Below are 19,094 nucleotides of genomic sequence, written 5' to 3'. Positions count from 1 at the left end.
TCGGAGCGCGATTCATGTCCATCCCCCAGTCCGGCGGCGGACCGATCGAACGTCATGAGCAATTGGCCGAATACCTGGAATCGGGCTGCAAGCCCAAGCAGGATTGGCGCATCGGCACCGAGCATGAAAAGTTCGGCTATTGCAAGGACACCCTGAAACCGCTGCCATTCGAAGGCACTCGGTCTATCGTTGCGGTGCTGGAAGGTCTGCGGGATCGGCACAGCTGGGCCGAGGTGCGCGAAGGCGGCAAGCTGATCGGTCTGGAGAAAGACGGGGCGAATGTCAGCCTCGAACCCGGTGGCGCGCTGGAGCTGTCGGGGGCGCCGCTGGAAACGATCCACGAGACCTGCGACGAGGTGAACACCCACCTGCGCGAGGTAAAGGACATCGCTGACGAGATCGGCGTGGGCTTCATCGGTCTGGGCGCGGCTCCGATCTGGACCCATGATGAGATGCCGCTGATGCCAAAGGGCCGCTATCGGCTGATGAACGACTATATGGAGAAAGTCGGCACCATGGGCCGCGCCATGATGCGGCGCACCTGCACCGTTCAGGTCAATATCGACTTCGGGTCCGAAGCCGACATGGTGCAAAAACTGCGCGTGGCGCTGGCGTTGCAGCCGGTGGCAACGGCGCTGTTCGCCAACTCTCCGTTCTTCGAGGGCAAGCCCAACGGCCAGAAAAGCTGGCGCAGCTATATCTGGCGGCATCTCGATGATGCGCGCACGGGCATGTTGCCCTTCGTGTTCGAAGACGGGTTCGGGTTCGAGCGCTACGTGCAATACGCGCTCGATGTGCCGATGTATTTTGTCTATCGCGACGGTCAGTATGTGAATGCTCTAGGCATGTCCTTCCGTGACTTCCTGAAAGGCAAGCTGCCCGCATTGCCGGGCGAAACACCGACCCTGTCCGATTGGGCCGACCATCTGACCACCGCCTTCCCCGAAGCGCGGATCAAGAAATTCATGGAGATGCGCGGCGCTGATGGCGGCCCGTGGCGCAGGCTTTGTGCGCTGCCTGCCTTCTGGGTTGGCCTGACCTACGATCAGGGCGCGCTGGATGCAGCCTGGGATCTGGTCAAGGGCTGGGATGCCGAAACCCGCGAAGCGCTGCGTGTTGAGGCCGCCAAAGACGGGTTGCAGGCGCAGGTCGGCAACATCAACATGCACGATCTGGCGCGCGAGGTCGTGGCGATCTCGGAATCCGGGCTGAAATCCCGCGCCTTCCCCGGCGCAGGCGGTCTGGTGCCGGACGAAACCCATTTCCTGAATGCGCTGAAAGACAGTATCGAAACCGGCAAGGTTCCGGCAGATGAATTGCTGGATCACTATAACGGCGACTGGAACGGCGATCTGACGCGGATGTTCCCGCAGTACAGCTACTGACACCGACCTAACACGCCGAGCAGCCCACCTTACCCCTTTGGTGAGGTGGCGTGCGCGTCGTAAGCTGCCGTGTGGTAACGCAAATTGTGATCGCCTGTGGATTGAAGGCGTTCATCGTTCGTGAATACAAGCGTCCTAGTAATTGCGACGACCTTTCCCCAAAGGATGCCCTGAATGCCCCGCATCAGCGAATTGCACTACGCCGACCCGTTTGTCGTTTCCTCCGGCGTGAATGAGTTTGTCGAAGTTGCGCTGGGCGCGTCGGAAGATCCGGCAGATTTCACCGTTTCGCTTTACAACAGCGACGGCACCGTCGGGTTAGAGATCGCGCTGACCGATCCCGGCGTCGTAGTGACCACCGACCCGGACAACAATGAGCAGGTCTTTGTCATCTCGGCGGATAACTTCACCTTCCTGCTGACCGACCCCGATGCGCCTGTTCCGGTGAACGATACGATCTTCGAAGCGGTCGCATTGACCAACACAAGTACCAATGAGGTCATCGACTTCTATGACATCGGCAGCGGCACGCAGAATATTACCGCAATCGATGGGCTGGCTGCGGGGGCGACGTCCGAAAATCTGGTTGTTCTGACGGGTCCCGGCTCGACCACCACATCCCTGCAGTTCAACTAGCCCAACCCGAACACGCTGGTTCACGCCGACGTTTCGCCCGGTGACAGTGGCGCCGCCTGTTTCACGGCGGGCACGTTGGTGGATACGCCACATGGGCCCCGCCGTATCGAAACGCTTGAAGCCGGGGATCTGGTGAACACCGTTGATAACGGCCCGCTTCCGATCAGCTGGATCGGGGGCAGCACTGTGTCCGGGCGTGACCGCTTTGCCCCGATCCGGATCAGCGCAGGAACACTGGGCGCCCAGGATGACGTTCTGATTTCACCCCAGCACCAGGTTCTGATCACCGGCTGGCAAGCTCAGCTTTTGTTTGGCGAGCATGAGGTGCTGGTTCCCGCCAAGGCACAGGTCAACGGCGCGACCGTGACCGCCGTGCCCTGCGATATCGTGCGCTACATCCATATGATGTTCGACCGCCACCAATTGGTGATCACCAGCGGTCTGGTGTCCGAAAGTTTCTTTCCCGGGCAAGAGGGGTTGGATGGTCTGGGCAGTGACGCCACGGATGAGATCCTGACCCTGTTCCCCAACCTGCGCGACTGCCCCGAAACCTATGGCGAGACCGCGCGCCCGGTGCGGCCGGACAGAACCACCGCTTTGCTGCGCTGCGCCTGATTGCCCGGCCCCTCTTGCTTTCACGGTCCGCTGTGATAGCAGAGCCTGAACAGCAGTCAGGGGCCAAGGTCAGGAAGCGTCATGGACGATCTCAAGGCAAAATATCTGGGTCAGATCGCCGAAGCAGGCGACGAGAACACGCTCGAGTCGATCCGAGTCGCCGCCGTCGGCAAAAAGGGCGAGGTCGCGCTGAAGATGCGCGAACTGGGCAAGATGACCCCCGAGGAACGTCAGGTCGCAGGCCCCGCGCTGAATGCGCTGAAGGATGAGATCAACTCGGCGCTCTCCGCCAAGAAAGCAGCACTTGCCGATGCCGCGCTGGATGAGCGTCTGCGCACCGAATGGCTGGACGTCACCCTGCCGACCCGCGCGCGCCGTCAGGGCTCGATCCACCCGATCAGCCAGGCGACCGAGGAACTGACCGCGATCTTTGCCGAACTGGGGTTCTCGGTGGCCGAAGGGCCGCGGATCGAGACCGACTGGTATAATTTCGACGCCCTGAACATTCCCGGCCACCACCCCGCGCGGGCTGAGATGGACACGTTCTATATGCACCGCGCCGAGGGCGACAATCGCCCGCCGCATGTGCTGCGCACCCATACCTCGCCGGTGCAGATCCGGTCGATGGAGAAACAGGGCGCGCCGATCCGCGTGATCTGTCCGGGCGGTGTCTATCGCGCCGACTATGACCAGACCCACACGCCGATGTTCCATCAGGTCGAGGGGCTGGCCATCGACAAGGACATCTCGATGGCGAACCTGAAATGGGTTCTGGAAGAGTTCGTGAAAGCGTTCTTCGAGGTCGAGGATGTCGAGTTGCGCTTCCGCGCCTCGCATTTCCCCTTCACCGAGCCGTCGGCCGAGGTCGATATCCGCTGTTCCTGGGATAACGGCCAGCTGAAGATCGGCGAGGGCGACGACTGGATGGAGATTCTGGGGTCCGGCATGGTCCATCCCAAGGTGATCGCCGCCGGTGGAATTGACCCCGAGGTCTATCAGGGCTTTGCATTTGGCATCGGCATCGACCGTCTGGCGATGCTGAAATATGGCATTCCCGATCTGCGGGCGTTCTTTGATAGCGACCTGCGCTGGCTGCGCCACTACGGGTTTGCGGCGCTGGATATGCCGAACCTGCATGGTGGTTTGTCTCGGTGATCTATCACTTTCTGAGCGTCAATCGCGGAAGGTACTTGTGCCGGGAGCATGGGTCGTTTTGCGATAGTTCTGATGGTTATACGACAAATTGCCCGCTATGTTCTGCCGAGAGCAAATGTACTTGGGAAGTAATCCGAGTTGACCGCTCGTTGCAGATTCTTGGAAATGTACAAGCTCGATCACAAAGAGGTTTGGCGGTCGCGTCTGGGCTCCTTGGGGCTGCAAGTTTGGTTGGTTTGGCTGAAAAGATCACCGGATTGGGGATGCTCAAAAGCAGTGATCTTTTTGCACCCGGCCTATTGGTTGGGCTTTCTACACTTTTGATTGCGATCTGGCTCTACTTGCTTTCGATGAAGCACATGGATGTGACGGTTGATGGGCGATTTGAAAAACTCGAATTGAGCCAATGGGAGAAAAAGATCACTGGGTTCATCGGGCATGTTGAGCGACTACACACCTACGCCACTTATTTTCTCGGTGCTGCGATACTAACCTTTTCGTTAAGTCTTATTGTGCCGCCTGTTTGGGTTGAACTTGTAACCTATTGGCACAGGATAAATGGAAACATGGGTTTCTGAGTGCTGTTGCGCGGAGTAAAGGCCGATAGGCCGCCGCGCCATCGCCAGACCGCCCGCACGGGCTGGCGATTTGTCTCCGTCAGCGCTCCATTTGAACGACGCACGGATTTGGCCAACATAAACTGCCCAACATAACCGTTGGATCGCCATCCCGCGGTCTGGCGATGGCGCGGCTTGTTACAGGCTCGCACAGGGTTGTGACGTGACATGGCGCGCGGGCCGGGTAGGGTCGGGCGCATGATCTATCGACTACTCTGCCTTCTGTTGCTGACCGCCACCCAAGCCGCTGCTGTGGAGGCCTGCCATGGCGATATCGCCTGTCAGGTCGGCGATCGCTCGTATCATGTGCTGGAGCCGGACGGGTGGGATGGCGAAACGCCTCTGCCGGTGCTGCTGCATTTCCACGGCTGGGCGCGGCAGGGAACCGTGGTGGTGAACCATCAACGCATCGCCGGGGCGACCAAGCTGCGCGGCGTGTTGCTGGTTGCGCCCAACGGGTTGGGTAAAAGCTGGGATTTCTGGACCTCGGACACCGACGACGTACCCTTTGCCGACCGGGTGCTTCAGGACGTCGCCAAACGCTATCCGGTTGATCCCGAACGCATCTATGTCTCGGGCTATTCCTTTGGCGGCGCGATGGCGTGGCGTTTTGCCTGCCAGTCGGGTGACGACATCGCCGCGCTGCTGGGGGTGGCCGGAACCATCCGTCAGACCGAAGACTGCCCGCAGGCCCCGCGCCAGGTGCGCCATGTGCATGGGACGGGTGACACGGTGATGGATTTCCCGTTTGGGCCGGGCGGCGACACCACCTATCCGGTGGCGCTGTGGCGGCAGAAATACGGCTGTGACACCGCCACTCCGACCGGGGATTGGAGCGTGGTGCCGATCCTGACGCTCAGCCGCGTGGAATGGACCGATTGCGCGAAAGGCCATGTGGTGCTGGACACCCATCCCGGCGGCCATTTCATCCCGCATGGCTGGATCGGGCGGCAGTTGGATGAGATTTTGGGCCGCACCCCCAGCTATCCGTGACGCGCAGCGCTTGCACCCCGGCGTATTCTTTGCCATTGCCTGTGCCAAACGGATGTTTGCCCAAGAAGGCCGCTTGCAATGAAATTCACTCTGTCCTGGCTGAAAGACCACCTCGACACTGACGCTTCGGTTGATGAGATCGCCGAGGCGCTGACCGATCTTGGCCTTGAGGTTGAAGAGATCGTGAACCCGGCGGATCGGCTGGCAGGCTTTACGCTGGGCTATGTGAAACATGCCGAGAAACACCCCGACGCCGACAAGCTGCGCGTCTGCAAGGTGGACACGGATGAGGGTGAGTTGCAGATCATCTGCGGTGCCCCCAACGCGCGCGAAGGCATCACCGTCGTGGTCTGCAAACCGGGCATGTATATCCCCGGTCTGGACCTGACCATCAGCGTCGGCAAGATCCGTGGCGTTGAAAGCTTTGGCATGATGGCCTCGGAACGTGAGTTGGAGCTGTCGGACGAGCATGACGGCATCATCGAGCTGCCCTCGGGCGAGGTCGGAGACCGGTTCGTCGACTGGCTGGCCGAGAATGAGCCGTCCAAGGTCGATACGATGATCGAGATCGCGATCACTCCGAACCGCCCCGATGCGCTGGGGGTCGAGGGGATTGCCCGCGATCTGGCCGCGCGCGGGATCGGGACGCTGAAACAGCGGGACTACACGCCGGTGCCCGGCGATTTCGACAGCCCGATCAAGGTGACGATTGACGATGACACGCTGGATGGTGCGCCGCATTTCACCGGGCGTCTGATCCGTGGCGTCAAGAACGGCCCTAGCCCGCAGTGGTTGCAGGACCAGTTGAAGGCGATCGGGCTGCGTCCGATCTCGGCCCTGGTGGATATCACCAACTATATGACCTTCGACCACAACCGCCCGCTGCACGTGTTCGACGCTGACAAGGTGCAGGGTAACCTGCGGGTGCATCGCGCCAAAGGCGGCGAAAAGCTGGTGGCGCTGGATGAGAAAGAATACACACTGCAGCCGGGCATGATGGTGATTTCGGACGACAAGGGCCCGGAATCGATTGCCGGTATCATGGGCGGCGAGGAAACCGGCTGTACCGAAGAGACTGTGAATGTCTTTCTGGAAAGCGCGTTCTGGGATCATGTGCAGATCGCTCTGACCGGGCGGGCGCTCAAGATCAACTCGGATGCGCGGTATCGGTTCGAACGTGGTGTTGACCCGGAATACACGCTGGAAGGGTTGGAACACGCGACGCAGATGATTCTGGATATCTGCGGGGGCGAGGCGTCGAACGTGGTTCAGGCGGGCAAAGCGCCGAACCACGCGCGGGCCTACAAGCTGGATGCGGCGCGGGTGCAGTCTCTGGTCGGGATGGACATCGCCGAGAGCGAGCAGCGCCAGACCCTGACCCGTCTGGGTTTCCGTCTGGAAGGCGAGATGGCGCATGTGCCAAGCTGGCGGCCCGATATCATGGGCGAGGCCGATCTGGTGGAAGAGGTCGCGCGGATTGCATCATTGACCAAACTGCAGGGCAAACCGCTGCCGCGCGTGACGGATGGTATCCCCAAGCCGGTGATGACTCCGGCGCAACGCCGTCAGTCGATGGCGCGGCGGACCTGTGCGGCGCTGGGCTATAACGAATGCGTCTCGTACACCTTCATCGATCAGGCCTCGGCGGCGCTGTTTGGTGGTGGCGATGATGCGACGCAGTTGGAAAACCCGATCTCGTCCGAGATGAGCCATATGCGCCCCGATCTGCTGCCCGGTCTGTTGCAGGCTGCTGCCCGCAATCAGGCGCGTGGCTATGCAGATGTAGCCCTGTTCGAGGTTGGCCCGGTCTTCCATGACGGTGAGCCCGGCGATCAGAAGACCCAGATCACCGGCCTGCTGGTCGGTCGGAGTGGGCCGAAGGACGTGCACGGAGCCTCGCGCCCGGTGGACGTATTCGACGCCAAAGCCGATGCTGAGGCTGTGCTGGCCGCTATTGGCGCGCCCGCTAAGGTGCAGGTTCTGCGCGATGGCGATGCCTGGTGGCATCCGGGCCGTCATGGCAGGATCTGTCTCGGCCCGAAAAAGTTGTTGGGTGTCTTTGGTGAACTGCATCCGCGCGTGTTGCAGGTGATGGATATCAAAGGCCCGGCGATGGCCTTTACCATCTGGCCGGATGAGGTGCCGCTGCCGCGCAAATCCGGTGCCACCCGGGCCGCATTGGAACTGCGTGACCTGCAAGCGGTCGAGCGCGACTTTGCCTTTGTCGTGGATGAGGGCGTCGAGGCGCTGACGCTGGTGAACGCCGCAGCAGGTGCGGACAAGGCGCTGATCGAGGAGGTGCGCGTTTTTGATGAGTTCATCGGAGGCAGTTTGGGTGAGGGCAAGAAATCACTGGCCATCACCGTGCGTTTGCAGCCGACGGATGCGACGCTGAAAGAGAAAGACATCGAAGCGGTGGCTGAAAAGATCATCGCCAAGGTCACCAAGGCCACAGGCGGCGTTCTGCGCGGCTGACCGCCCCCGACATGACCCGACAAAAGCGCGCCACTCGGCGCGCTTTTTTGTTGTGGCGAAACGGCAACACCTGAAAGCGCTTCAAAACAAAGGGTTGAGCAGAATCACCCTCGGCCCCTACATCCGGCCCCCTGACGCAATCAAACCTCGGAGTCTGCCAGATGCCAGATCCCAGTCCCGCGCAAGCGATACCTCATATCTGATTGCCCGCCGGTTCTTCGGCGGGTGTGTTTCCCGTTGGAGAGCTGTCATGAAACGCCAAGACATCTCGATGATCCGGCAGATTCTGCCGAAAGAGATGCCCTTTCCTTACTATCCCGACCGGCAGAGCCCATGGTTGCTTGGCCAGGTCATGGATGCCGAGGCCCCGGTCTCGACCTTGAAGCAATCGGGACTGTCCCGTTTGCTGTCACGCCCGCTGTTGGCACCGATGATTGCACAGTGCGGTGGTGTCCTGCGGCGGCATGATGTGCTGGCGGTGGCCCATGCGGACCGTGCGATGCGGTTTGACGGGCTGAGCCCGGCTGCGCTGTCGGGGCTGGAGGTTGCCTATCAATCTCAGTGGATGGATTTCTGCCTCAGCTTCGACTGCTGGTCTGGCGAGCAGACTACGCGCAAGGCGCATAACCTTGTCGTGCAGTTGGGGTTCCCGACCGAACATGCCGCGCTGCTGTGGAAATACGAACAGCGCTGTGCTGTTGGTGCATATCAAAGCTGCTGGCATCCGGTCCGGACCGAAGGTCGTCCGACCCTTGCCTGGTGCCGTCTGGACGTCGATCTGACCAGCGGCCATTGCCTGATTGAAGAGGTTCAATCGGACTGGTTGCGCTTTGTCGGTCGTGCGCGGCAACGGTTGGAAAACCGCGCGCCACGCTCGCGCGAATTGCGGCTGACCTCGGAATATGAGCAGGCGCTGCGGCGGAAATACGCGAAAATCTGGGCTGAGGTGATGATGCTGGCGGTTCTGATGCTGCTGCGCGAGGAATTTGCCGTGCGCACCGTCTGGATGCATCAGCCCGGTCCGGGCGCAAAGCTGAAGGCGATCACCTGGGGCCGGATGCCGCCGCGGTCGATCTACACCAAACTGCCCCGCAGTTTCGGGTTCGAACCAACGCGCGAAACTCCGCCCTTTTTGGGCAGCAAGCAACGCAGTGCGGCCCGCAGGGTGGCTCGGAACGATCAGCCGGTGTTCTGGCGCTTGTCGTTCTGAGCGACCCCTTGGGTTGCGCGCCCTTTCGAACTAGGGTCGCAGCAAGAAATCAAAGGAGGCACCCATGGGCCTGAATGTCTATCTATCCGGAGAAATCCACACCGATTGGCGTGAGCAAATCATTGAAGGGGCGCAGGGGCTGGATGTCACGTTCAACAGCCCGGTCACCGATCATGCCGCCAGCGATGATTGCGGGGTCGCCATTCTTGGGGCCGAGCCGAACAAGTATTGGCACGACCACAAGGGCGCAATGGTCAACGCCATCCGCACCCGTAAGGGCATCGCGGATGCCGATGTGGTCGTGGTGCGGTTTGGCGACAAGTACAAACAGTGGAACGCGGCCTTTGACGCGGGCTATGCTGCCGCGCTGGGCAAGTCACTGATCGTGCTGCACGGCCCCGATCACCAACATGCCCTGAAAGAGGTCGATGCCGCCGCCCTGGCGGTTGCGGAAGACCCCCGACAGGTGGTGGAGATCCTGCGCTATGTCCTGACCGGCAAGTTGCCGGGCTAAGGTTAAACATCCGGTGGATGCCTGTGACGGGCATCCACCAGTTGCGTTCACTTAGTCACGTGCAGGTGTAACCAGTCCTTTTTGCACCGCAGGTCGGTCCAGAAACCGTTCCAGATAGGGCGCAAGATGGGCGTGGTCATCCCATCCCAGCAGGTCTTTGGCGCCGTAGAAGTCCAACCCGCGCAGCCAGGGTGCGATGGCGATATCGGCAATCGAGTACTCACCGGCAATCCAGTCCTGCCCGTCAAGTTGGGTGTTCAGCACGTTCAGCAGGCGCTTGGCTTCGTTCACGTAACGCTCGCGCGGGCGGGGGTCTTCGATCTCGCTGCCAGCAAATTTGTAGAAATATCCAAGCTGCCCGAACATCGGGCCGATGCCGCCCATCTGGAACATCAGCCATTGGGTGACGCGATGCTTGTCCGCTGCGGTTTGTCCTATGAACTGGCCGGTTTTCTCGGCCAGATACAGCAGGATCGCACCGCTTTCGAACAGGCCTAAGGGTTCGCCATCGGGGCCGTTGGGGTCGATGATCGCAGGGATCTTGTTGTTGGGGTTCAGCGACAGGAACGCGGGGCTTTTCACGTCGGCATCGGCCAGAGTGACCTTGTGCGCCTCATAAGGCAGGCCGGTTTCTTCCAGCATGATCGACGCCTTGACGCCGTTTGGTGTGGGGAAGGAATAGAGTTGGATTCTGTCAGGGAACTGCGCAGGCCAACGGGTCATGATCGGGTGTGTTTCGGCATCCAGCATTGAGGGGGCTCCTGTTTTGGATATCGTCAAACCTAGGCAGCACAGCGCGATCTTGAAAGCCCCTGCCAGTGTGCAAAGCCGGTCAGCGCCTGTTTGCTGGTGAACAACGGGGAAATCCCGCGCAACTCGCACCTAGACCAAAACGCGGTTTTGCCTCACAATTTGGCCAATCCCGCGCATAAGACGCGGGTTTCTTGTTGGACAAAGGAGATGCGCGTGGATGAGGTCGTAACACAGGTGGGTGCATTTGCGCCTGTGATCATGAACGCGGTGAAGGCACTGATCGTTCTGATCATCGGTTGGATTGTTGCGGGTATGATTGCTGGCGTCGTGCGGCGTCGGATCAACGCGACCCCGCATATTGACCCGACGCTTGGCAATTTCATGGCCAGCCTGGTCAAATGGGCCATTCTGGCGATGGTCCTGGTGGCTGTGCTGGGGATTTTCGGGATCGAAGCCACAAGCATCGTCGCCATTCTGGGTGCTGCATCGCTGGCGATTGGTCTGGCGCTGCAAGGGACACTCAGCGATCTGGCCGCAGGCGTGATGCTGGTTGTGTTCCGGCCCTATAAGCTGGGCCAATACGTGGATATTGGCGGAACAGCCGGGACGGTCAAAGACCTGAACCTGTTCACGACCGAGCTGGTGACGCCGGACAATGTGCAGATCATTGTGCCAAACGGGCAGGCCTGGGGCTCGGTCATCACCAACTACTCGGCCCATGACACGCGTCGCGTCGATCTGGTCTTTGGGATTGATTATGGTGACAGCGCCGATGAGGCGATGAAGATCATTCTGGACGTTGCGAACGCGGATGAGCGCATTCACAAGGACCCGGAACCCTGGGTGCGTGTGACCAATCTGGGTGACAGCTCGGTTGACCTGACGGCGCGCCTGTGGTGCGCGGCAGCGGATTATTGGGATGTGAAGTTCGAACTGACCAAGACGATCAAGGAAGCCTTCGACGCCAAGGGCGTGTCGATCCCCTATCCGCATTCGGTGGAGATCCAGAAACAGGGCTAAGGCCTCCCGCCCGTCGTTCGGGCATTCAAAATGCCCTCCTCCCGTTGGGCCCGGCGCCGCACATTCGTGCGGCGTCTTTTCTTTTGTGCGGATCGATATGCCAAAAACGCAAAAGCCGCGCCCGAAGGCGCGGCCTGGCCCAACGCTGGAAATAGCCCGCGTCAGCGGCGGGAGAACTCAGGACTTGATGACAACGTTGGGAGAGACGACGTCAATGCCCAGAGCTTTGCCAACCGCGTAATAGGTCAGTTGACCGGCGTGTACGTTCAGACCGTTCAGCAGGTGCGGATCGTCCTGACATGCCTGCTTCCAACCCTTGTCGGCCAGCGACAGCATGAACGGCATCGTTGCGTTCCCCAGCGCGATGGTCGAGGTCCGCGCAACCGCGCCCGGCATGTTGGCAACGCAATAGTGCATGATGCCATCCACGTCGTAGATCGGGTCAGCATGGGTGGTCGCCTTCGAGGTTTCAAAGCAGCCGCCCTGGTCGATGGCCACGTCCACCAGAACCGCGCCGGGCTTCATGGTCGACAGTTGCGCGCGCGATACCAGCTTGGGCGCTTCGGCGCCGGGGATCAGAACCGCGCCGATAACCATGTCGGCGGTCTGGATCAGCTCAGCCGTCGCGCCAGCGGTCGAGTACTGGTTCTTGAAGGTGCGTCCAAAGACGTCGTCCAGATAGCGCAGGCGCGGCAGCGAGCGGTCCAGGATGGTGACATCCGCGCCCATGCCTGCTGCGATCTTGGCTGCGTGCGTGCCAACAACACCACCACCGATCACCACAACCTTGGCCGGGCCAACGCCGGGAACGCCGCCCATCAGAACGCCGCGGCCACCATTGGCCTTTTGCAGCGTCCACGAGCCGACCTGCGGGGCCAGACGACCGGCAACCTCGGACATCGGGGCCAGCAGCGGCAGGCCGCCATTGCGGTCGGTCACGGTTTCATAGGCAATTGCGGTGCAGCCCGACTCCAGAAGGTCACGGGTCTGATCCGGATCGGGGGCCAGGTGCAGATAGGTGAACAGCAACTGACCTTCGCGCAGCATCTTGCGCTCGACCGCCTGCGGTTCCTTGACCTTGACGATCATGTCCGCTGTCGCAAACACCTCGGCTGCGGTGTCGACGATGCTGGCACCGGCTGCCACGTAATCTTCATTGGCAAAGCCGGATCCCAGACCCGCGCCGGTTTCGATGATGACCTCATGGCCGCGCGCGATGGCTTCCTGTGCGGCGTTGGGTGTCATGCCGACACGGAATTCCTGAGGTTTGATTTCCTTGGGGCAACCGATTTTCATTTTGGCTCTCCGTTCATAAACTGCTCAAATTATGTGCATTACGTTACGCAATTTTTGTGAAACAATGCCCGCCAATGGATTTTCTTTCGAAAGAATCTCCTGCAATAGGGCAAAACCTTGCAATGGATGTGCGTGAATGAGCTTGGATACGACTGATCGTAAGATTCTTGCCGCTCTGCAAAAGAACGGCCGCCTTTCGAATGCGGGCCTGTCCGAGATGGTGAATCTGTCGCCGTCAGCTTGCCATCGTCGCGTACAGCGATTGGAACTTGAAGGGTACATTCGAAATTACGTTGCGTTGCTGAACGCCCGGAAGATGAATGTGCCGACGACCGTGTTTGTCGAGATCACATTGCAGGGTCAGGCCGAAGAGGTTCTGAACGCGTTCGAAAAGGCCGTGGCCCGCATTCCGGATGTGCTGGAATGCCACTTGATGGCCGGGACGGCAGATTACCTGTTGAAAGTTGTGGCCGAAAACACCGAGGATTTTGCGCGTATCCACCGCCAATATCTGTCCCGTCTTCCGGGTGTGGCGCAGATGCAGAGCTCGTTTGCCCTGCGGACCGTTTTCAAAACCACGGCCCTGCCGGTTTAGGCCTCAGGCCGGACCCGGATAGGTGAAAAACGCCAGATGCACGAAATTGAACGCAAAATGCATCGCAATCGGAACCCACAGCCGACCCGTGGCGGCATAGGCGCAACCCACGCCCACACCAAGTAGCGTCGCAAAGACTACCAGGGCCGGACCGCCGCCGGAATGGACTAGCCCGAACAACAGGCTTGCCGCAGCTATCCCTCCGGCTGTTCCCAGTTTGGAACTCAGGATGGATTGCAGGTAGCCGCGAAAAAACGCCTCTTCCGCGATGCAGGTCAGGAACAGGTTTGAAAGCGCGAAAAGCAACCACCATGGCGGCAGGCCCATTTCCGACTGAACCGCGCCAGAGGCTACAGCAGCCGCTATCAGCAGCGGCAGCAAAGCACACCCGGCGGCAAGCAGCGCGACATTGGTTTTATGTGCAGCCCCAACCATCCCCGGCCAGGCAAGCAGGACCGCAAACACCACCATCGGTTTGTCGAGGTTCAGATGCATCGTGAATGCGGCGCTGTTTGCTCCGGCATGAACGGCATCCAGAACGCGCAGGTTGTTGAAGCCGGGTATCAAATGCGCCCCCAGGGCCAGACACCACAGGATCAGCAACACGTGCCCGACAACTGCACCCCATCCCGTCAGGCGGGGCAGGATCGACGCGCCGATCAGCCCCAGCGCGATAACTGCAACCGCCAGCGGTGTCATCAGGTCTGTGACCGAGGCGACGCTGGCAAACAACACCAACAGCGCCAAACCAACGCTCATGCGCCCCGACACCGCTGTGACCAGCGCTGCAATCAGGATCAGCCAGGGCCAGATCGCGGGAAGAATGGAAAAAACGTACGCCAATTCTATCTCTTCATGTCAACGACCTCAGTGATGTACAGCAATGCAAGACCGACTCAAGATTTCCGACTTGTTTTTTGGGTCAACCTGTTCAGATTGCGGCAATTCTGACGCTTGTATCCCCGCCCCGCGCGGGTCAAACTTGTGCAAAGGGTCGCTAAGCCGCCTGGACCCGGTGCAGGTTCGGGCAGGCGCATCATGTCATCAATTTGCCCGATGACATCAGGCGGTTACACACAGCCGATACGGTCCGCACCCGATGACCAAAAAGGAACAGACTTTGGCATATGAAAACGATGACGCCCCCAAAGACTGGCTGGAAGCCGAACTGGAAGACACGCTGGACGAAGATTTCGAGATCGAATTCAGCGAGCCGATGCTGTCGATGGAAGTCCGCAAGATCTACAAGGATCAGCATCCGGATATGCTGGACCGCAAGGTCTATTTCCGCAACCTGCTGCGCCTTCAGGCCGAGCTGATCAAGGTTCAGGATTGGGTGCAGCATACCGGTGCCAAGGTCTGTATTCTGTTCGAAGGCCGCGACAGCGCGGGCAAGGGGGGCGTGATCAAACGGATCACCCAGCGCCTGAACCCCCGTGTTGCGCGCGTGGTTGCCCTGCCCGCGCCCAGCCGCCGCGAGCAGAGCCAGTGGTATTTCCAGCGCTACGTTCCGCATTTGCCCGCCGCCGGAGAGATCGTGTTCTTCGACCGCTCATGGTACAACCGCGCGGGTGTCGAGCGGGTCATGGGCTTTGCCACCGAAGATCAGGTGGAACAGTTCTTTCAGGACGTTCCCGAATTCGAACGGATGCTGGTGCGGTCGGGGATTATCTTGCTGAAATACTGGTTCTCGATCACTGATGAGGAACAGCAGTTGCGATTCCTCATGCGCATCCACGACCCGATGAAACAGTGGAAACTATCCCCGATGGACCTGGAATCCCGCATCCGCTGGGAGGCCTACACCAAGGCCAAAGAGGATATGTTCTTCCGCACCAACATCTCTGAGGCGCCGTGGTACATCGTTGAAGGCAACGACAAGAAACGCGAGCGGTTGAACTGTATCGAGCATCTGCTGACTAAGATCCCCTACACGGATGTGCCGCAGGAAAAGGTCAACCTGCCGGATCGCCGCTACAACCCCGACTACGAACGCCGCGTCCTGCCGGACGAGCTTCACGTTCCCAAAATCTATTGAAACGAAACGCCCCATGTTTGGGGCGTTTCTTGTTTGGGTGTTGGGGGTGATCAGAAGATAAAATCATCCCGGCCGAGATCGGCCAACAGTGTATCCTCAAGTATCAGCCTGTTGCCCAAACCGTCATTGATCACAACGTCGTCGCCGGATTGGGTCATGTGGTTGTTCCTGAGGTCAGAGTAGCCGGTTATCGGGTCGGCAAACTTAAGGACGATCCTATCGACGTCTTGAAAGTCGGTGATCCGGTCAGTGCCTGGCCTGAACACGAAACTGTCCGCGCCACCCCCGCCAGTCATGATGTCATTGCCGACGTTACCGGCCAAAATATCGTTACCGCCGCCTCCGACCAGCGTGTCATTGCCCTGTCCGCCCCTGAGAATATCCGAACCGGTTCCACCTTTCAGTACGTCGTTACCATTTCCGCCATCCAGTGTGTCCGACCCTCGTCCACCATCCAGAGTATCAGATCCGAAACTTCCAAACAGTCGGTCGTTCTGATACCCGCCGAAAATTCTGTCATTGCCATGCCCACCGTCAAGGAGGTCTGCGCCATTGTTTCCGCGTAGCGTGTCATCGCCAGAGTTGCCGTATACTCTGTCGTTGCCGCCTTGGCCTGTCAGGTTGTCATGGCCGGACCCGCCGACGAGGACGTCCCTTCCGTTTTGGCCGGTCAAAGTGTCATTGCCGCCTTTACCTTCAAGTCGCCCCGCAGTTCCTGCTGCCAAGACAAAGATATCGTCTTGACTATCCCCGACAGTCCCCGGCGAGACAGTGCTAGGCTTGGGCGTAACAGGACCGGGCGTGCTGCCGGTGTCCAACTGCACCGGAGCGGATGTGCGCGCGAAGTTCTGGGTGACAATGACAGCGTCCCAGCCCTGGAAATTCCCGATCTCGATCCCGATCCCGATATATTCGAAATCGGGATTCAGGATGTTGGCGCGGTGGCCAGGGCTGTCCATCAGGCTTTGGTGCAATTGCGCGACATCATCAGCGGCCCCGCTGGCGCCACGCTCGGATTGCCACGCGATGTTTTCGCCGGATCGCCAGTTGCCTGTGAAGTCAAACCCTGCGTCTCGCATCCGCTGTGTGGCGCTGGATCCGCCTGCACCGGTGTGACTGAAGATATCCCTTTGAAGCATCCACTCGCTGTGGTCCTCGGCAGACTCATTCAGCTGCAGTTCAAGTTGCAGAGGATTAAGGCCACGTTTTGTGCGTTCTTCGTTGATAAGCCTGAGCATCTGACGTTCAAGATTGCTGGCGCTGGACATGATTCTGCCTCCGGTTGATTGTGTAATTTTGTGGGGACATTAGTGGCGAGACTTTGGCGAAATAAAGCCGCAGGTCGGGCTGTTCCGCCGGCTGAGCGAATTGTTACCAGCCATTGTCGGGGTCTGTGCAGAAACTCGCGCAGAAGCGGGGCGTGTTTGGCCCCGCCACATCATTTTTTCGCGATCAGGCAGCATCCATCATACAGCCCGGTTCAAAGGGCGTGAACACCAGCATGTCATCGTCATCGCCCAAGTCCGCCATGGGGTCCGAAGGTGTGTCGTCGGTGCTTGGGTCGGGCAGCAGCAGCAGGTCGTCGTCCGTTCCGGCGTCTACGGTCTGTGTGTCCGGCAGTTCGATATCGATCCAGTCAAAGTCGTCGATCAAGGCCAGAACTTCGTTCACGAATTGCTCGATCGCAGCAAGGAACGCTTCGACGTCAAAGGTGTATTCGTCCGTGGGCTCGGGCGTATCGGGTTGCTCGGCAACGTCGGGGTCCTCGGGCGCGACCGGTGCGTCCGGATCTTCCGCCACATCAGGTGTATCTGGTTCGACCGGCGTGTCCGGGTCATCGGTCACGTCGGGTGTATCGTCCACGTCCGGAGTGTCGGGTGTATCAGCCACGTCAGGAGTATCGGGTAGGTCTGGCGTATCAGGCGCGTCGGGCGTATCCGGTACGTCCGGGACATCCGGGATGACAGGTGGCGGGGTCGGGGCCGAGCCCGTGTCCAGCACAACCGTGCCATCCGTGGTGGCAAAGTTCTGTGTGACCATCACGGCGTCAAAGCCTTGCATGTCCCCGGTCTCGATCCCGATCCCGATATATTCGAAATCCGGATTCAGGATGTTGGCGCGGTGGCCGGGGCTGTTCATCAGGTTCTGATGCAGCCGTGCGACATCGTCACTGATCCCCGGCGTGCCACGTTCCGATTGCCAGGCGATGTTTTCGCCCGAACGCCAGCTGCCCGAGAAATCAAACCCGGCATCCTCCATCCGCTGTGTCGCACTGGACCCGCCCGAACCTGTGTGGCTGAAGATATCCCGATCCAGCATCCATTCGCTGTGATCCTCGGATGATGCGTTCAGCCGCGTTTCCAATTGCAGCGAGTTCAGCCCGCGGGATGTGCGCTCTTGATTGATCAGCGCGAGCATTTCTCGCTCGATATTGCTTGCAGTCGACATTGTAGCCTCCGTTTTTTGATGTGTCGTCTTGGGTGACGGGAGGCTGATACAAAGACCCGCAACGCGGCCGATAGCGGCGCTGAGCAATCAGGCGAATTTGGGCAGGCCCGCGCTACCGATGCGGGATTCGTTGCGCTGCAAAATGCCGGGCAAAATCCTGCCGGGGGCGAAATGGCAGCTTGCCGCACAGCCGCCATGTTCGAGTCGGCGAAATGAGACCGGTCCTGAAAACGACAAACCCCCGGGCGATGCCTCGGGGGTCGTCAAATAGTGTCATCCAAAGCTGGACGAGACCAAAGGTTTTAGAGCAAACCTTCGCGCTGTGCTTTCTTACGTGCCAGTTTACGGGCACGGCGGATCGCTTCAGCCTTCTCGCGCGCTTTTTTCTCGGACGGTTTCTCGAAATGTTGCTTCAGCTTCATTTCACGGAACACGCCTTCGCGCTGCAGCTTTTTCTTCAGGGCACGAAGCGCCTGATCGACGTTATTGTCGCGAACACTAACCTGCATGTGGTTGTCACCACCTTTCTAGATAGAGTTGCAAGGAAATTGCAGGAGTTGGCCGTATAGCAAAGCCGTTCTAACTTGTCTAGTACTGGCCCCGAACACCGGAGAACCGCCATGACAGTGACTTATGAAGACGCAAAACAGCAACTTCTGGATGCGATGCTGATCCACGTGCCGTTTGACGGCTGGTCCGAAACCAGCTTTCGCGCGGCGATCGCCGACTGCGATCTGGATGACGGTCTGGCCCGGGCGATCTGCCCGCGCGGCGCGGTTGATCTGGCGCTGGCCTATCATGCGCGCGGCGATCAGATGATGCTGGCCCGGATCAAGTCCGAAGACCTCAGCGCGCTTAAGTTCCGCGAAAAGGTCGCCGCTGCCATTCGTTTCCGGCTGGAAGCGGTCGAGGATAAGGAACTGGTCCGCCGGGGCATGACGCTGTTTTCGCTGCCAACGCATGCGGGCGAGGGGGCCAAGGCGGTCTGGCAGACCTGCGATCTGATCTGGGATGCGCTGGGCGATACATCGGATGACGTGAACTGGTACACCAAGCGGGCGACGCTGTCGGGGGTCTATTCCTCGACCCTGCTGTTCTGGCTGGGGGACGATTCGCCCGATCACCACAAGACGTGGGAGTTTCTGGACCGACGCATTGGCGATGTGATGCAGTTCGAAAAGCTCAAGGCGCAGGTGAACAGTAATCCGCTGTTCAAGCCGTTTCTGGCGGTGCCGAACTGGCTGGCCGGTCATGTGAAGGCTCCGGTAAAGATGCGGGCCGATCTGCCGGGTCTGTTGAACCCTCGCAAGTAGTCAACGCTTGGCCTTTGGCCGGATGACAGCT

19 protein-coding genes are annotated in these 19,094 nt (G+C 59.8%); 13 read left to right on the top strand and 6 right to left on the bottom strand.

The window, feature by feature from the left end:
• Window positions 1-14: 14 nt before the first annotated feature.
• The 9 genes from ACR0KJ_RS15100 (at window position 15) to ACR0KJ_RS15060 (ending at window position 9,600) form a co-directional block, all read left to right on the top strand.
• Window positions 15-1,385 (top strand): glutamate--cysteine ligase, encoded by a 1,371-nt coding sequence (locus ACR0KJ_RS15100; RefSeq protein WP_480627055.1) that lies wholly within the window; start codon window positions 15-17, stop codon window positions 1,383-1,385.
• Between the two features lie 174 nt (window positions 1,386-1,559).
• Window positions 1,560-2,021 carry a hypothetical protein gene (locus ACR0KJ_RS15095; protein WP_480627054.1) on the top strand — a complete coding sequence of 154 codons (462 nt, stop codon included), beginning with the start codon at window positions 1,560-1,562 and terminating at the stop codon, window positions 2,019-2,021.
• Between the two features lie 15 nt (window positions 2,022-2,036).
• Window positions 2,037-2,636: a Hint domain-containing protein gene (locus ACR0KJ_RS15090; protein WP_480627085.1), complete on the top strand. Its 600-nt coding sequence runs from the start codon at window positions 2,037-2,039 to the stop codon at window positions 2,634-2,636.
• 81 nt (window positions 2,637-2,717) lie between these two features.
• The gene (gene pheS / locus ACR0KJ_RS15085) at window positions 2,718-3,791 is read left to right on the top strand and encodes a phenylalanine--tRNA ligase subunit alpha (RefSeq protein ID WP_480627053.1); all 1,074 of its coding nucleotides are present in this window, start codon (window positions 2,718-2,720) and stop codon (window positions 3,789-3,791) included.
• A 149-nt stretch (window positions 3,792-3,940) separates the two neighbouring features.
• Entirely contained in the window at window positions 3,941-4,369 is a 429-nt protein-coding gene (locus ACR0KJ_RS15080) for a hypothetical protein (protein WP_170453214.1), read from the top strand.
• Between the two features lie 237 nt (window positions 4,370-4,606).
• A complete protein-coding gene (locus ACR0KJ_RS15075) occupies window positions 4,607-5,401 on the top strand; it encodes an alpha/beta hydrolase family protein (RefSeq protein WP_170453213.1) in 795 nt (264 codons plus the stop codon).
• A 78-nt stretch (window positions 5,402-5,479) separates the two neighbouring features.
• Entirely contained in the window at window positions 5,480-7,876 is a 2,397-nt protein-coding gene (gene pheT, locus ACR0KJ_RS15070; RefSeq protein ID WP_480627052.1) for a phenylalanine--tRNA ligase subunit beta, read from the top strand.
• Window positions 7,877-8,126: 250 nt separating this feature from the next.
• Complete coding sequence (locus tag ACR0KJ_RS15065) at window positions 8,127-9,086, top strand: hypothetical protein (RefSeq protein WP_480627051.1); 960 nt, start codon at window positions 8,127-8,129, stop codon at window positions 9,084-9,086.
• Window positions 9,087-9,150: 64 nt separating this feature from the next.
• Entirely contained in the window at window positions 9,151-9,600 is a 450-nt protein-coding gene (locus tag ACR0KJ_RS15060) for a YtoQ family protein (RefSeq protein WP_170453210.1), read from the top strand.
• Between the two features lie 51 nt (window positions 9,601-9,651).
• On the opposite strand, the gene ACR0KJ_RS15055 is transcribed toward ACR0KJ_RS15060, so the two are convergent.
• Entirely contained in the window at window positions 9,652-10,350 is a 699-nt protein-coding gene (locus tag ACR0KJ_RS15055; RefSeq protein WP_170453209.1) for a glutathione S-transferase N-terminal domain-containing protein, read from the bottom strand.
• Between the two features lie 216 nt (window positions 10,351-10,566).
• Between ACR0KJ_RS15055 and ACR0KJ_RS15050 the strand changes: the two genes are divergently transcribed.
• The gene (locus ACR0KJ_RS15050) at window positions 10,567-11,373 is read left to right on the top strand and encodes a mechanosensitive ion channel domain-containing protein (protein WP_170453208.1); all 807 of its coding nucleotides are present in this window, start codon (window positions 10,567-10,569) and stop codon (window positions 11,371-11,373) included.
• 177 nt (window positions 11,374-11,550) lie between these two features.
• Here the strand turns inward: ACR0KJ_RS15050 and ald are convergent, their stop codons facing one another.
• Window positions 11,551-12,669, bottom strand: a complete 1,119-nt coding sequence (ald, locus tag ACR0KJ_RS15045) for an alanine dehydrogenase (RefSeq protein WP_480627050.1) — start codon at window positions 12,667-12,669, stop codon at window positions 11,551-11,553.
• Window positions 12,670-12,805: 136 nt separating this feature from the next.
• Here ald and ACR0KJ_RS15040 point away from each other — a divergent pair, with 136 nt between their 5' ends.
• On the top strand, window positions 12,806-13,264 hold the full coding sequence (locus ACR0KJ_RS15040; protein WP_170453206.1) for an Lrp/AsnC family transcriptional regulator: 459 nt from the start codon (window positions 12,806-12,808) through the stop codon (window positions 13,262-13,264).
• 3 nt (window positions 13,265-13,267) lie between these two features.
• Here ACR0KJ_RS15040 and ACR0KJ_RS15035 read toward each other — a convergent pair whose 3' ends face one another.
• Window positions 13,268-14,107: a CPBP family intramembrane glutamic endopeptidase gene (locus ACR0KJ_RS15035; protein ID WP_480627049.1), complete on the bottom strand. Its 840-nt coding sequence runs from the start codon at window positions 14,105-14,107 to the stop codon at window positions 13,268-13,270.
• A gap of 277 nt (window positions 14,108-14,384) precedes the next feature.
• Here ACR0KJ_RS15035 and ppk2 point away from each other — a divergent pair, with 277 nt between their 5' ends.
• Window positions 14,385-15,302 (top strand): polyphosphate kinase 2, encoded by a 918-nt coding sequence (gene ppk2, locus ACR0KJ_RS15030; RefSeq protein ID WP_480627048.1) that lies wholly within the window; start codon window positions 14,385-14,387, stop codon window positions 15,300-15,302.
• Window positions 15,303-15,352: 50 nt separating this feature from the next.
• Here ppk2 and ACR0KJ_RS15025 read toward each other — a convergent pair whose 3' ends face one another.
• The 3 genes from ACR0KJ_RS15025 to rpsU form a co-directional block, all read right to left on the bottom strand.
• A complete protein-coding gene (locus ACR0KJ_RS15025; RefSeq protein ID WP_480627047.1) occupies window positions 15,353-16,570 on the bottom strand; it encodes a CAP domain-containing protein in 1,218 nt (405 codons plus the stop codon).
• Window positions 16,571-16,754: 184 nt separating this feature from the next.
• Window positions 16,755-17,750 carry a CAP domain-containing protein gene (locus tag ACR0KJ_RS15020; protein ID WP_480627046.1) on the bottom strand — a complete coding sequence of 332 codons (996 nt, stop codon included), beginning with the start codon at window positions 17,748-17,750 and terminating at the stop codon, window positions 16,755-16,757.
• A gap of 302 nt (window positions 17,751-18,052) precedes the next feature.
• Window positions 18,053-18,259 carry a 30S ribosomal protein S21 gene (gene rpsU, locus ACR0KJ_RS15015; RefSeq protein ID WP_005614280.1) on the bottom strand — a complete coding sequence of 69 codons (207 nt, stop codon included), beginning with the start codon at window positions 18,257-18,259 and terminating at the stop codon, window positions 18,053-18,055.
• A 111-nt stretch (window positions 18,260-18,370) separates the two neighbouring features.
• Here rpsU and ACR0KJ_RS15010 point away from each other — a divergent pair, with 111 nt between their 5' ends.
• Complete coding sequence (locus ACR0KJ_RS15010) at window positions 18,371-19,063, top strand: COQ9 family protein (RefSeq protein WP_480627045.1); 693 nt, start codon at window positions 18,371-18,373, stop codon at window positions 19,061-19,063.
• Window positions 19,064-19,094 lie beyond the last annotated feature (31 nt).

The sequence above is a fragment of the Ruegeria sp. AD6 genome, assembly GCF_056542325.1.
Note: the sequence above shows the minus strand (reverse complement) of the source record. Positions and strands in the feature narration are given on the sequence as shown.